We start from the raw sequence: 14,243 nt of genomic DNA, 5'->3' as shown, positions 1-14,243 counted from the left end.
TCTTCAAAAAAGCCATGAATATAACATCACTTATTGGATCAGCTTCACGTATTCCCCAAATCGTATGATTAGGAGATGTGTATGTGATCGTTAAATCCTCTTTGCCCGTTGCTGTAATTTTGGGACGTAATTCCGTTGTATCGACCATGCGACTTAATGCTTTGATGTTATGTCCATATCTGTACTGAGCACAATTATCTGGCCCAAGAGACTAACTGAAATGTACGTTTACTCTTATGAATGCCTAAACTGTTCAAAAGTGTTTAGTTCTCGTTCTTTATAGCGCTTGCGAGATGAAAGACAAAAATAAAAAAAGCCACCTAAAAAGTGACTCGGACCAATTTATTCCTAAATTCATCTGGACTTACAATATTTAGTTAACTTATTATTAAATGGAGGTGATACTTTGTCAGGCATTTATAAATATGCAAAATATATTCTTTTGCTCATTTCAATAATTAATTTAATTAATTTCAGTCCAGATTATTTAGAACCAATACTTCTTTATGAGTATCTTATATTTGTAGGATTTTGTTCTTTACTTGGTATACTTCACGATTTTTTTAAACCTAGTAAAAAAACGAATATTTTATTACTTGTATTCATTATCATTAGTTCTCTTGTTTTATTGATTACATCAATCTTCTATAAATCCACTCCTTCAATTATTTTTTCTATAGTAATGTTTATTGCAATTAATTACGCATTATTTTTAGAAATAAAGCAAAAGGAATAGTACCTTTTGCTTTTTACGCCTCTCCACTTTATTGTTTTCTCCATTCTTCATAGCTTATAAATGGCACCACAACACTTGGCGGCTTTACCTCTTTATAAGCTTTATTAAAAGCTTGTTTATAAGTTAATCCTAAGTCGCTCATATAAGCATCGATTCGAGCGGCTAGCTTTTGTTGGTACTTATTATCCATGTAATCTCCACCACGCCTATACTCAGGTAATTTACCGTTTACCATGAATATTGTTGTGCATCTACACTGAATGTCCATTGAAGCGAGACCCCATAAACCATGGCGCTTTAGATATCCAAGTTCCATAATGGAAATATCCATCTTTCTCAGCTTTCTGCCCGTCTAACTTTCTATGAGACATGCGCACTCTCGGTGTCGAGACAAAAAAACTATATGGTTCTGAGCTGGAAGAAACCGATTATGTATTTATACCGCTAATTTAGTACCAATCAGTAGTGGTTATATTGTGAAAATGTTCCATGCATTAAAACAAAGCATCAAATTGAACGATTATCAGCTCATATTCTAAGACACACTTATGTGAGTATTTTAATTGCTGAGGGTGCAGCAGTAACAACAGTAGCAAAAATTATCGGGGACACACCAGAAATGGTGATGAAGGCATACGCTCATTCACTAGTTGATGAAGAATTAAAAGCAACAAAAATTTTATCATCATTGCTTAAATTTGAGTGCTTCTCAAACAAAAAAACGGGGTACAAAGTATATTTGCACCCCACAAACCCTGATATATAAGCATTTATAGACTATCTAAATATATTATGTTCATAGAGAAAATCATAGGAAAGATCGACAAACAAATATTCATGTTCATTAATCGCTATTGAAAATGTGCGTGTAATCTCTCCGGTTTCAATATCTCGATACAGTTCAGAAATTTCCCCACTTTGATCATTACGCATTTTTATAATCGTTTGGAGGAAATAGGGACGCCAACTCCAGTTTTTATTGATCGCACTTGGTTGTAATTCCCACTGTCCTTCTACACGCATCACGTTTGGCGTTAGCTGAAATCCATCCTCATTACAAATATATAATCGGAAAGAATAGCCATCTAACAGCTGTGCTAAATGTTCTAACTGGGCAATGTTTTCACTAGTAGGTTTGACACGGTGGACAATCGCCTCTAGCTCCTCCTGCAACTTCTTTAGTTCAAAATACTGCGCCTCAAGCATTTTCTTTTCTGAGGTAATGAATCGTTGACATTCCTGTTTAAATCTTTCCTTCAGTACATCTTTTTCCACAAAATTTATTGCCGCATTTGCCAAGTAGGGTCCTTGATAGAAGCGTCCCCCATTTTTCCAGGCAAATTGCAATTGATAAACAGTCCCGATACCTTCAAATAATAAGTTTGCACCAATTTTATATGCTAAACTTCCAATTGCTGAAATCATATCTGATTGGGCTGACCATGAATCATAATTCAATTCACGAATATCCACTTTTAAAATCTGTGGAGAAAGTAAAGCAATGTGCTCTAAATGACTTTCAGCTCCTACTTCCTGTACAGCAATTTTCACACCGTACGTTGTAAAGTAACGCAGAGCATGATGTAATTTATTGATATCACCTAAAAAGCGATGTTCAGACACAACCAATACAATACGATGTAAATCTTCTTCTCGTAAATATTGTTGAATAATACTAAAATGGCTTTCACCGAAATCTTGCATCAACAAATTAGGGTTACTTGGAATATAAATATCAATGTCATTCGCTACTTCCTCAATTTTTGCTAAAGCCGCGTGCAAAATTTTATGTTCCATATCAATTCGATATTCTTCTGGAATATCTTCATTATTCACAAAATCTTTTAAATTAATTTGTTGACCTTCAATTTGTAAATGTCCGGAAATTTCGTAGGCAATCACCGTATGCGCGTCTGCGCTAAATATAGGTTGAAAATACCCATGTATTTGATCTAAATTTGTTAACACTTCAATTGCATCCATTGTCGAAACCCCCATACTTGAATAACCTGCCTATCGTTATTCAAAAATAACATTACATTCACAGTTGATTAAATGAAAAAGCTCTCTGACTGTATAATAATTTGTTTATAGGAAATTCGCAACTTCACATGCCGTTATTTAAGAAAACATCCTTTTTATAGTGTTACTAATTCTTTTTCCAGTTGCTTGTACGCTGCTAGCTCTGGTTGACATACCCAGCTCAATCCAAGTGTACCTTCCCCTGCATGAACCCCCACACATGCACTCAATGGTAGAACATGAAAAGTGATTAGAGGGTACGCTTTTTCAAGAGATGCTTGCCAACATCTAGCACCTTCTTCATTGTTACAGTGGATGACAGCCACCTCGGGAATCATACTGGATTCTAAATCTATAGTTAAAAGGTTTTCTACATATGCTTTTGCTTTTGTTGCTGTGCGTATTTTTTCTTTCATCACAACTTTTCCATTATCAAAGGAAATAACGACTTTAATGTTCAAAAGGTTGCTTAAAAAAGCCTGTGTACCTGTAACTCGCCCACTTTTATGCAATTGCGATAAACTCGATGGGATAAAAGATAACTTACTCAGGTCGGCAAGCTCATTAATTCTTTCAACGATAGCGGCTGGTTCGAAGCCCTCTCTTGCCAACTGCTGCCCAAGCTCAATCATCTTCATCATTGGAAAAGAGCCAATTTTTGAATCGACTGGATGCACTTCAAATTGTGCTTGCTCGGCTGCTGTGAAAGCGCTTAAATAAGTGCCCGATAAATGCTGCGATGTATGAATAGCAATTGCACAGGCATAACCTTGTTGCTTTAATGATTGATATAATTCCACCACTTCACCAATGGCAGGTTGCGACGTCTTTGGATGTGTTTTAGCACTGCGTAATTTATCGTAAAACTCGTCATGTGTCATATCAACCGTTTCACGTAATGCCCCTTCTTCAAATACAATATTCAGTGGCAATACGTGAATATGATTGTCCTGTATGTATTTTTCATCTAACAATGCTGCTGTATCTGTAACCCATGCAATTTTCTTTTTCATTAAATGCTGTGCTCCTCGTCTATCGTGAAATATTATTATCTATATAGCTTATGCAACTATACATAGATAGTGCCGTGATGAATAGTGACATTTATCATGCTCACTAAATTTATTTACACGATTCGACATCATTTCGACAATTTTCTCTATAAAAAAAACAGTATTCCCTCAGTAGGTTAACCATACTTTTGGAATACTGTCGTGACTATTCAGACATAAAAAAATACCAGATACAGGAAATAACAATTAATGATAAGAGAACTGCAAATGTTACCCGTAACGGTGAAATCGGTGCATCGCCACCTACACGACCTGTTTGACCATTCACCATAAAGCGGTAAATTTTATCCTTGTAGCGGAAGGATGATAGCCAAATTGGTAACATTAAATATTTATATGTAATGTCATCATGGGTTGTAGAGAAACGCAAATTCGACACAACATCTGCATGTTTTTCTAGACGGATTTTCGTCGTTATTTGCGCATGTAAGTGATCTTGAATTTCTCTCTTCGCCTGATGCCATCCATCCTGCAAACCGATGCTATATCGTTCTGACAAAAAACCAGTGACGTATTCAGGCTTATAGGATTTATTATTCAGCAAATTAAAAGGTTCGATTTTTCGCATCATATCTCGATCATATCGTGTCGTAGCACTTATCAAATGATCGTCAATAAACTCTTGATAAAATCCACTTGTCGCATACCAATCGGTTTCAGTACGCGTATTGCCGTCTTTATCTGTTACTGTTCGATGTTTACCATAGCTAGCTGAGTATCGTGCGCTTGTTTTCGTATCAAACGTCCAATAGGGTAGGTAGACACCCTTAAAGGAATCAGGCTTTGCACCCATTTTCGCAGCTTTTGGGGTAAACCATCTTCCTTTAATCCATTTTTGAAAATGATCTCCCGCTTGCTTGTCTGTGACCTCGAATGCACAAACACCATTTGGTGCAAGTGTGTTTTCTGCACTTGCCTCCATTACTTGGTTAGAACCACAATAAGGGCAACTGTCGGCGACTTGTAATGCATCGTAAATCGTTTCTGCCGCGCAAGCTTTACAAATAACAGTTTTTTTCTCCACACCCCAATTAAAATTCCCACGTTCCTCAGCTAGTGCAAAATCCATTTCCTGTGCAACTTTTTCTTCTTCTTTTTCTGGGGTTGCAATGGCTGTCTCAAAGCCACAATAAGGGCAAGATAATTTTCCTGTTGCTGGGTTAAATTCAATTGATGCACTACATGATGGACATTCAGCGTCAAATTCAAGCTTGGCCTCTTTGACGTTTTGTGCTTCTTGTGTCGTCATCATTAGTCATCTCCTTACTTACTATCATTTTCATCGAAAACATCGCCACACTCTGGACAGAATTTTGGTGGATTTGTCACATTTTCTGGTTCCCATCCACATTTATCGCAAGCATATTGCATTGCGCCAACTGGTTTTTTAGAACCACATTCGCTACAGAACTTTCCTTTATTGACCGTACCGCATGTACATGACCAGCCTTCTGTCATTGGTTTTGATGCCCCACAATTCGAACAGAACTTCCCTGTATTTTCATGTCCACAAGCACATTTCCATGCATCCGGAGTAGCCACTGTTTGTGCTTGCATTGATGCCTGTGCCATTTGCGCTTGTTTATGTTGCTCGTTCATTTGGAATAGCTGCCCTGCATTGACACCGCCTGCTTGTGTCGCCATGTTCAAGCCCATGAAGCCAGCCATTGCCCCACCTTCATTTTTAGCAGCTGCAATCATTGCCTCAGCCTGTGCCCCTGTTAAATGAGCAGCTGCCATGCCAGGGTCACGCATCACCGCATTACGTTGCAATTGTTTCAGCATGGCTTCATCTTCTTCAGACGCTTTTAAAGAACTTATCCCTAATGACACGACTGCCAGGCCACGTGTTGCTAGCCATTTTTCCGATAACACCTTGTTTAATGCGTCTGCTAGGGCGATTGTATGTGCGGGTATTTCACTGTAACGCACACCACTTGCAGAAATTTGTGCAAATGCCGGTTGTAAAGCTGTCATGAGTTCTGTTTTTAATTGGCTATCGATCGCATCACGTGTGAATTCACGTTCCACATTCCCACATACATTAGTGTAAAATAATAATGGATCCACTATTTTATACGAATACTCCCCATGACAACGAATGGCAATATCAATATCTAAACCAATGTTTCTATCAATGACACGGAAAGGAATAGGAGCTGGTGTACCATACTTATTGCCGATTATTTCTTTTTTATTGAAGTAATACACGCGTTGATCCTTCGCTATTTCACCGCCAAATGTAAATCGCTTTCCTATTTGCTTGAATGTTTCTATAATGTTCGAAGAAAGATCATTGCCATACATAATTGATGGCTCTGTTGATGTATCATATACATATTCGCCAGACTCCGAAGAAAACTCTACCACTTTCCCTTGCTCGACAATCATCATACATTGACCTTCATTAATTGCAATGATGGAGCCATTACTAATAATATTATCATGCCCTTTATTCGAGCCACGTTTTGAAGTACGCTTTACACTCTTCGTTACGAGTACGTCTGCTGTCAGAGACTCACAATAGAAATACTCACGCCATTGATCTTCTAATACGCCTGCTAATGCACCAACGCCTGCTTTTAATAAACCCATATTATTCCCACCTTCAACATATACTTAAGCCCATTTTATCATTAAATATAATTTGCTCACTACTGTATTACGTAAGAAAAGACAATTTGTTTCATCATTTGCAATCAACCGAAACAACTTGTACTTTCCTTTCACCAGCCTCTCGATGAAATCAAAAAAGATGCTGCACAAAGTGTACAGCACCTCCTCTTAAGCAAAAGCATTCATTGCTACAAGAATCCAAGCAATAATAAATAACATACCGCCAATTGGGGTAATGGCCCCTAGCTTTTTAACCCCTGTAACCGCAAGTACATATAAACTGCCTGAAAAGAAAATAATGCCTGCGAACATTAAATAACCTGCCCAAGAAAGTATACTGGATGTTCCTAAAAGTGCATCACTTGATAAAATCCCAAGCACGAGTAGACCGAGTGAATGATACATATGATATTGCACAGCCGTTTCCCAAATCGCCGCATATCGAGGGGTTGAAAATTTATCCTTTAATGCATGTGCTCCGAATGCACCAAGTGCCACCCCAAGAGCAGCCATAATAGCGCCTAAACCTAGTAAAATTCCCATATGCTACTCACCTATCTTTGCTCAACAGCAATTTCTTTATATTTCGCATCCCAAACTGCATCGATTTTACTTAGCGAAACAGGTCTTAGCGTGTCTTTATGAGCTAAAATATGTACTGACTGAGCAGTAGCAGCAACTGTTCCATCCTCATGTAAAATCTCATAGCCATATGTTGTGCGTAAACGGTCGTGTTTTTCCACCCAAGTGCGCACCGTTGCTACCTGGCCGTAATGCATAGCTGCCTTATATGAAATAGATAAATCCATCACTGGTGATACATAGCCTTCTTTTTCCAATGCGGCATATTCAAACCCCGCATCACTCACTAGTTGTGAACGTCCAATCTCCATCCATATGATATAGTTTGCGTGGTACACAACGCCCATCTGATCCGTTTCGGCATATCGAATCTCAATCTGTTTTTCACTTACAAACATTTTCTTCACCTCGAGTATCATTATAGCGTAAAAATATTGAATTGGCGGGGATTTTGCTCTAGGAGTGATGAACGTTGAAAAATGAAGAGGTGCTCTTTTTAGTATTTTATTTAAAAATTGATTTTTGATATGAATAACTTAACATATTAACTCTTTTAATTGGGGTACTTTCTGGGGTACCGTGGGGTACTAATCATGTACGTTCTTAGGTGCATCGAATTCTGTTTAGAACAACTATTGGGGTCCACCAAATACAAAAAAATAAAAAGATTAAGCACCGGGCAGGTACGTACATATATATAAAGAAAAGTCACTCATTATTTTTCGAATGAGTGACTTTTTAATTATTCTAAAATATTCCCTCATTTTAATAGTCATATTTGTACTTATGGTTCTTTAACTATTCTAAGTGAGGTTTATACTAAGAACATTATAAATTAATCTTCTTTGTATAATTGATAAATTGATTAAACTTTTCTGTAGGGAAATCTACTCCTAGTTCTTCCATTTGCACTTTTGCTTTTTCAATTAACTTTGTAACTTTTATTTTCGTTTCATCATCTAAATTTGCGAATTTATCACCTTTTCCGAAAGAAGTATGATTAAGAGATACACCAAGTTCTTTGAGTTGCGTATTGGCTTCCTCTTGAGTTAAAGAACCGTCTTTAACTTGTTGCATTATTTCTTGTACCTGTGTGTTCGTTTCATCATCTAAATTTGCGAATTTATCAGCTTTTCCGATGAAAGCATGAGTAAAAGATACACCAAGTTCTTTGAGTTGCGTATTGGCTTCCTCTTGAGTTAAGGAACCGTCTTTAACTTGTTGCATTATTTCTTGTACCTGTGTGTTCGTCTCATCATCTAAATTGGCGAATTTATCAGCTTTTCCGATGATAGCATGAGTAAGAGATACACCAAGTTCTTTGAGTTGCGTATTAGCTTCCTCTTGAGTTAAAGAACCGTCTTTAACTTGTTTCATAATTTCTTGTACCTGTATGTTCGTTTCATCATCTAAATTTGCGAATTTATCAGCTTTTCCGATAGAAGTATGAGATACACCAAGTTCTTTGAGTTGCGTATTGGCTTCCTCTTGAGTTAAAGAACCGTCTTTAACTTGTTGCATTATTTCTTGTACCTGTGTGTTCGTTTCATCATCTAAATTGGCGAATTTATCAGCTTTTCCATTGTATTTTGAATATACCCCTAGGTTAGCTAGTTCGTCGCTTAAGTTATTTAAAATTTCATCAACTTTTTGTTGTGTTTCAGCATCCAAATTTGTGTATTTTTCTACATTCACTGTTTCTTTTTGAACCGTAGCAGCATAGGTTGGAATAGTTGTACCTCCAATTATCCCTAATGATAAAGCTCCTGTCATAGCATAAGTTGCAATCTTACTTTTTCTTTTCATTCTTATTCACTCCTTGAATTAGTGTAAACGAGGTTTTTTCCTCTAGCTTAGATTTTTACTAAGCTGTATCTACAATTTATCAGCGAAATGTGTCAGCTAGATGTCAAAAGGACAGCAATTTTAAAAAATTGTATAAGAACTTTTTCAATTGAGTCAATTCCACCAAAGCCCTTCTACGTAAAAAACGAATAATCTCCGTAATCTTGTTTGTTTTAAATAGTTCGTTTAACAACCGAAATCAGTAATCCTAACGCTTCACCATCTGTCATGCAATCCACTTTATCACCATGATCCACCTTTAAAATTCTGCGTTTATGTGTCTCTTTTAACAATCCCTTTAAATCTTGTTTAGCTGTTGATGTTAGTGTATTTGGCACTTGTGGTTCCTCCCAGTGGAGGAGTATTTGGTTTAGGTAAACGTACAAGAAGCCTAATTCTTTACACATAAAGTATCAATATATGACAGAAAGGAAGTCCATTGTGGAGAAAGAACATAAATCTTTTAAAAAGTTCAAGTTTAAATCAAATCCAAGTTGCCATTGTCATTGTTGTTGTTTTTGTTGTCCTTGTCGTTGTCCTATGCCACCATTTTTACCTTTACCACCAAGTTGTAACTATCTCGTATATGTTACAGACGCTGGTCAGCTAGCAACTCCTGATAATAGAGTATCAGTGATTGATACAGCGACAAATACTATAGTCGCTACCATTCCAGTAGGATCTGCTCCTCTAGAAGTAGCGATTACACCAAATGGAGCATTTGGTTACGTTCCTGCTTTCTTCTCGAATAATGTAACGGTTTTTAGTACTGAAACAAACACGCCAATCGCTACCATTCCGGTAGGAGTTAATCCCCTTGGTGTAGCCATTTCACCAAATGGAACACTTGCTTATGTATCCAATCATGGATCTAACACTGTATCTGTCATAAATACAGCTACTAATACCGTAACAGCTACTATTCCAGTAGGGCTCCAACCTCAAGGCATAGCTTTTACTCCGAATGGTGCGTTTGCTTACGTGGCAAACGAAAATTCAGGTACAGTATCAGTCATAAATACAGCTACTAATACCGTGGTTGCTACAATCCTTGTGGGAATTCGCCCAAGATCAATCGTTTTCATACCGAGCGGACAATTTGCTTACGTTACAAACGAAAATAGTAACACCGTATCTGTCATTAATGCAGCAACTAATACAGTAGTAGTTACAATCCCTGTAGGAACAGGACCTGTAGGAAACTCCATTACACCTGACGGAACACTTATTTACATTGTAAATAAAGGTAGTAATACTGTATCTGTTATCAATACAGCAACTAATACGGTGATTGCTACCATCCCAGTAGGATTATCTCCTGACCAAGTAACTATCTTGCCTGATGGAACATTTGCATATGTCACAAATCAAGCTGACAATACTGTGTCTGTCATAAAAATAGCAACCAATATGGTCGTTGCTACAATCCCAGGATTTAACGGTCCTACTGGTATAAAAACCGGGACAATCTGCCAATAAAAGATTAACTTTTTATATAAACGAGTTGATTTCATAATCCTGTGTCCTTGGAGCTTGGAGGTTTCAAACAAAAAAACACTGGCCCCTCCCCAGATTCGGTATGCAAGATCTACAAAGTTAGCAAGTGATATTTTGAAATGTATAAAAAATTAAATTTGTTTATGGAACCTTTTATAAACATATTGTTCAAAACTCAAAGGGTTCGAACCCATTCTAGGCTGTATCGTGTGAAGACGCTGCGGCTTTTTTTATTAGATTGATCTATAGGCAAATCACTATGCATTATCTTCGTCTAAGGCATATTTATATTGTGTAAAGGCATTTAATTTTCGCCTATCTCCGCAGAGGACCAGCAGTGACCCTTTTTTATTGTCCCACAAAATACGTAACAGGATTTTCAATTCTTCAAAAGAAAATATTGATTAGATAAAAACCTCCTCTCCTTTCTACAACTAACATATTATAGATTGTAGAAAGGAGGGATTTTTATGGGATACTCAGGAAATGTAGGTAATGTAGGTAATTACAACAACAATTGTTATTACGGAGGCTATGACAGCGGCAGTAGCTATGGCGGTTCATCATTCGTTCTAATCGTTGTCCTATTCATTCTTCTAATTATTGTCGGCGCATCTTTCATGCATAAGCCATATTAACATTTCCAATTTTCTAAGTGTAACGAGTTGAATAGAAGGTTAGCGCCTTCATTATTGGCAACTATCAATAATCTCCATAACCCCTTCTGCAAACTATCATAATAGTAGTGTAATGCTAATCTAGCAGCTTTATACACTCCTGTTATGACCAAAGGGTCGCCCCCAGCCTGGTGACCCTTTTTTTATTGTTTTTTATTCATATTATTCAGTAAAATAGCAGTTACTGAAGTAATGTTCATGGATAGTAAAGTGAACCCTTTAGAAAAATTTAACTGTTTTTCAAAATTATAACCTTATTCCGCTTAACGGAGCGTATACTTAAAATATAGATGCATAGAAAGAAAACTAATTTTTAGGAGGATTTTTATGTTCCAGACCTTAGATCATTTTTTGAAATCTTGGGAGTTTGAAGCTGATGCTACACAGAATCTACTCAATAATTTAACTGATGAATCACTTAAACAGGAAATAACATCACAAAATTGGACTTTAGGACGCATTGCTTGGCATACCGTTTCTGCTATACGAATTATTACTTCAAATACAAACTTGAAGTTTGAAGCACCAACTAAAGATTATCCCGTTCCTTGTTCGGCTCAATTTATTGCAGACAGCTATCACCAAGCTAGTAATGCATTTGTACAGGCATTAAAAACCCAATGGACTGACCATACAATGAGTGAGTGTATTGAATTTATCGGTCAACAAATGCCTAAAGGTTCACTATTAATGTTTTTGATTCAACATCAAAGCCACCACAGAGGACAAATGACCGTTCTTATGCGACAGGCAGGATTAGTTGTTCCAGGCATTTATGGTCCTTCAAAAGAAGAATGGGCAAAGTTTGGTATGGAAGCACCACAAATGTAGTTCAACAAAACAAACAAAAGATTAAACTTTTTAAGACTTCATGTGTATCCAATAGTTATTGAATCTATTTTGATTGAACTTATTTCAAAGTAGATTCTTTTTGTTTCTTCTTCTAAAATTGATTTGCTGAGTGATAATTATCCCATGCATATTACCATTCTTCCTTGTGAATATTTGGTTCACAATTTTTTTACTAAACAATATCTTGCAAAAATTCACTTGTTCCACCTGAGCAAATTACTAATCTGCTCCAGTTCTTTCCCAATACTTCTTTGCCACTTATACGTCTTGCACCCTCTGCATTTTTAGTAGGATCATAAGTTCTTCGTTTCGGACAACCTTTGCAACTGAGATGGTCCTGCTGATTCACTAAACTTGTCCAACGCTTTCTAATTTCCTTACGTACTATATTCAAGCATTATTTTTTCAGCAGCAGTATAACGAGCGCCACCATTCATTTTTGCTGTAGCACATTTCAACATGAAGTTATTAAAGATTGCGAGTACCTTCCCCACCACCACAATGAAAATCGTTGCATTTAAAAGGAGTGGCTTGAATCACTTATACTAATCTAGTAAAGATGGTTATTTATATCTCGTTACAGCCCCTACGCTTACCTTTTTTCTTCACATAATAATTTGCAGTAAATATGCTTTTAACCAATCGCTATAAAGTGTTCGTCAGGTGCGTTTTCTATATCAATAGTTCTCCATAAATGCGGGTAGAACCATTCTACTCCTCTTTCAGTATCTCCACTTGCTAATTCGATACAACGAAACGTTTTGGTTTCTCTATCAAATGCAATTTCACCATCCAACTCATCACTTTCACGGCTATATCTGTAAACAATTTGCTTGTCATCATCAATAATTTTTTTTAGTTTCCACCACATAATCGTCACCCCATACCGTAAATAAGTAATAAATTCCAATAAAATACATATCACCCAATTTTGTGCTATTTCAAATTCTTTTCCATTATTTACTTCATTACAACTTCGGGTACATACTCATACTTGTTATCATATATGTATTTAATATCTGAAATAAATTTATCTCCCAGTTTGCCTGATGTCGATACTTTTCAATGAAATCACAGTATCAAATCAAGTAATATTTGATATGTATCTTCTAAATGAAAAACATGGTCTGTCGCTGAATTAGATGGATGAACTTTCCTAGTGAAAGTATTGCTTTTTAACAAAAATTCTACAAAATCATCAACAATGACCACTTCACCTAATTTGATTGACGATGAGTTCGACTCTTCAGAAGTTTCTTCTGTTACTTTTACTTGTTCTACTGCTTTATCGACTTCTATTGATTCATCCCGAGTTGTTTCTTCACTTGTATGTTCAGAATCATCTTTTGAGAAATGTAAAAATTCAACATGATAACCACTCCTTTATTTAGAGCAATACGAAACTTTGAATTGATACAAATACTGAAAATAAAAATACAACGATTAGTAGCCATCCATAAACATTTCTCTCTCTCTGAAATTCTCTAATTCCTAAAATCAACATAAATAATCCTAAAAAGAATATCATTAAAAAATTCAGCTGATAATCCCGTGTGATAAGTCCGTAAGCTGAGAGTGATATTACTATGATGGAAAAAACAATTTGTAAAATTTTCAGCAAAACTTTCCTCTCCTCTTTTAAATTATTCTTATTTTATTATACAACAAAACAGAAAGTATGGATATAAATCCCAATTTATAGCTCTGAAATTATTTAGATACCTAATATGGGACGCTTTTCGGTCATCGGTCGGTCTTTTCCTAATAGTTAGGATTTTGTAAATTCCAAGCGAGAAATCTTTATCTGTCCGACCTCCAATTCAGTTTACATCTCGTACTTCCCTATCACCTAATATTGAAAGTATGGCAACTATAGTAATGTATAGATTATTAATGATAATATGAGATTAGTTAAGTATTTCATAGTTTAGAAGGCAATTATTATAATGACATTAGAAGAAAAAATAGTGCAATTAACTAAAGAAACACTCGTTGATCTAGTAAACCTTCGTTACGAAAAACTTAAAGAAGAGAATAAAATTAACGATGAAACTGAGAAGTTTTTAAAAGACGTTATACTAATGCAAGGAACACTTACTTTGCCACCTAGTGATGAAGAAATGGACATAGATGTATACTAATACAATGATAACAGTGGCTTTTGTGCAGAAGTAAGGTATCTATGGTTTGATGATGAAGAAATCCCGATAATACTTTTTTGCGAAGCTAAAACAAATGCTGAAAAAAATGAGGTAACTGAATTTTATATTGAAACAATTGATGCATAAGTAAAAGGGGGCAATCAGGCTCTCTACCTGTTACCCTATCATGTTCTCTACGATA

General features: G+C 36.2%; 16 protein-coding genes and 2 pseudogenes. 6 read left to right on the top strand and 12 right to left on the bottom strand.

The features are described from left to right. Positions 1-406: 406 nt before the first annotated feature. Positions 407-736 carry a hypothetical protein gene (locus ACOMCU_RS08025; RefSeq protein ID WP_421049851.1) on the top strand — a complete coding sequence of 110 codons (330 nt, stop codon included), beginning with the start codon at positions 407-409 and terminating at the stop codon, positions 734-736. 28 nt (positions 737-764) lie between these two features. Here the strand turns inward: ACOMCU_RS08025 and ACOMCU_RS08020 are convergent, their stop codons facing one another. Beyond that, positions 765-926, bottom strand: a complete 162-nt coding sequence (locus tag ACOMCU_RS08020) for a hypothetical protein (protein ID WP_219362401.1) — start codon at positions 924-926, stop codon at positions 765-767. A gap of 360 nt (positions 927-1,286) precedes the next feature. On the opposite strand from ACOMCU_RS08020, the gene ACOMCU_RS08015 reads away from it, so the two are divergent. After that, positions 1,287-1,502 (top strand): hypothetical protein, encoded by a 216-nt coding sequence (locus ACOMCU_RS08015; RefSeq protein WP_421049850.1) that lies wholly within the window; start codon positions 1,287-1,289, stop codon positions 1,500-1,502. Between the two features lie 11 nt (positions 1,503-1,513). Here the strand turns inward: ACOMCU_RS08015 and ACOMCU_RS08010 are convergent, their stop codons facing one another. The 8 genes from ACOMCU_RS08010 to ACOMCU_RS07975 all read right to left on the bottom strand — a co-directional run bounded on the left by ACOMCU_RS08010 (position 1,514) and on the right by ACOMCU_RS07975 (position 9,212). Continuing rightward, positions 1,514-2,719 carry an EAL-associated domain-containing protein gene (locus tag ACOMCU_RS08010; protein ID WP_010859440.1) on the bottom strand — a complete coding sequence of 402 codons (1,206 nt, stop codon included), beginning with the start codon at positions 2,717-2,719 and terminating at the stop codon, positions 1,514-1,516. A 155-nt stretch (positions 2,720-2,874) separates the two neighbouring features. Beyond that, on the bottom strand, positions 2,875-3,771 hold the full coding sequence (locus ACOMCU_RS08005) for a DegV family protein (protein ID WP_421049849.1): 897 nt from the start codon (positions 3,769-3,771) through the stop codon (positions 2,875-2,877). Positions 3,772-3,976: 205 nt separating this feature from the next. Continuing rightward, positions 3,977-5,080, bottom strand: a complete 1,104-nt coding sequence (locus ACOMCU_RS08000) for a hypothetical protein (RefSeq protein WP_010859442.1) — start codon at positions 5,078-5,080, stop codon at positions 3,977-3,979. Between the two features lie 14 nt (positions 5,081-5,094). After that, a complete protein-coding gene (locus ACOMCU_RS07995) occupies positions 5,095-6,426 on the bottom strand; it encodes an SPFH domain-containing protein (RefSeq protein WP_421049848.1) in 1,332 nt (443 codons plus the stop codon). Positions 6,427-6,615: 189 nt separating this feature from the next. Continuing rightward, the gene (locus ACOMCU_RS07990) at positions 6,616-6,990 is read right to left on the bottom strand and encodes a DUF423 domain-containing protein (protein ID WP_010859444.1); all 375 of its coding nucleotides are present in this window, start codon (positions 6,988-6,990) and stop codon (positions 6,616-6,618) included. An 11-nt stretch (positions 6,991-7,001) separates the two neighbouring features. Beyond that, positions 7,002-7,427 carry an acyl-CoA thioesterase gene (locus tag ACOMCU_RS07985; RefSeq protein WP_010859445.1) on the bottom strand — a complete coding sequence of 142 codons (426 nt, stop codon included), beginning with the start codon at positions 7,425-7,427 and terminating at the stop codon, positions 7,002-7,004. A 430-nt stretch (positions 7,428-7,857) separates the two neighbouring features. Continuing rightward, entirely contained in the window at positions 7,858-8,835 is a 978-nt protein-coding gene (locus ACOMCU_RS07980) for a hypothetical protein (RefSeq protein ID WP_421049847.1), read from the bottom strand. A 212-nt stretch (positions 8,836-9,047) separates the two neighbouring features. Then, on the bottom strand, positions 9,048-9,212 hold the full coding sequence (locus ACOMCU_RS07975) for a hypothetical protein (RefSeq protein ID WP_155242431.1): 165 nt from the start codon (positions 9,210-9,212) through the stop codon (positions 9,048-9,050). A gap of 223 nt (positions 9,213-9,435) precedes the next feature. Between ACOMCU_RS07975 and ACOMCU_RS07970 the strand changes: the two are divergent. The 3 genes and pseudogenes from ACOMCU_RS07970 to ACOMCU_RS07960 form a co-directional block, all read left to right on the top strand. Next, positions 9,436-10,353, top strand: a pseudogene (locus ACOMCU_RS07970) (beta-propeller fold lactonase family protein); the annotation flags it as partial. A gap of 575 nt (positions 10,354-10,928) precedes the next feature. Further along, positions 10,929-11,009, top strand: a pseudogene (locus ACOMCU_RS07965) (YjcZ family sporulation protein); the annotation flags it as partial. A 366-nt stretch (positions 11,010-11,375) separates the two neighbouring features. Next, positions 11,376-11,879 (top strand): DinB family protein, encoded by a 504-nt coding sequence (locus ACOMCU_RS07960; RefSeq protein ID WP_421049846.1) that lies wholly within the window; start codon positions 11,376-11,378, stop codon positions 11,877-11,879. 193 nt (positions 11,880-12,072) lie between these two features. Here ACOMCU_RS07960 and ACOMCU_RS07955 read toward each other — a convergent pair whose 3' ends face one another. From ACOMCU_RS07955 to ACOMCU_RS07945, 3 genes are all read right to left on the bottom strand, one after another. After that, a complete protein-coding gene (locus tag ACOMCU_RS07955) occupies positions 12,073-12,294 on the bottom strand; it encodes a hypothetical protein (protein WP_421049845.1) in 222 nt (73 codons plus the stop codon). Positions 12,295-12,534: 240 nt separating this feature from the next. After that, positions 12,535-12,771, bottom strand: coding sequence for a hypothetical protein (locus tag ACOMCU_RS07950; protein WP_010859472.1), 237 nt, complete (start codon positions 12,769-12,771; stop codon positions 12,535-12,537). A gap of 516 nt (positions 12,772-13,287) precedes the next feature. Further along, positions 13,288-13,428, bottom strand: a complete 141-nt coding sequence (locus ACOMCU_RS07945; RefSeq protein ID WP_329600449.1) for a DUF3953 domain-containing protein — start codon at positions 13,426-13,428, stop codon at positions 13,288-13,290. Between the two features lie 418 nt (positions 13,429-13,846). Here ACOMCU_RS07945 and ACOMCU_RS07940 point away from each other — a divergent pair, with 418 nt between their 5' ends. Then, complete coding sequence (locus tag ACOMCU_RS07940) at positions 13,847-14,041, top strand: hypothetical protein (RefSeq protein WP_421049844.1); 195 nt, start codon at positions 13,847-13,849, stop codon at positions 14,039-14,041. Positions 14,042-14,243: the final 202 nt, after the last annotated feature.

Origin of the sequence: Lysinibacillus sp. UGB7 (genome assembly GCF_049058285.1) — a bacterium.
GTDB lineage: Bacteria > Bacillota > Bacilli > Bacillales_A > Planococcaceae > Lysinibacillus > Lysinibacillus sphaericus_B.
Note: the sequence above shows the minus strand (reverse complement) of the source record. Positions and strands in the feature narration are given on the sequence as shown.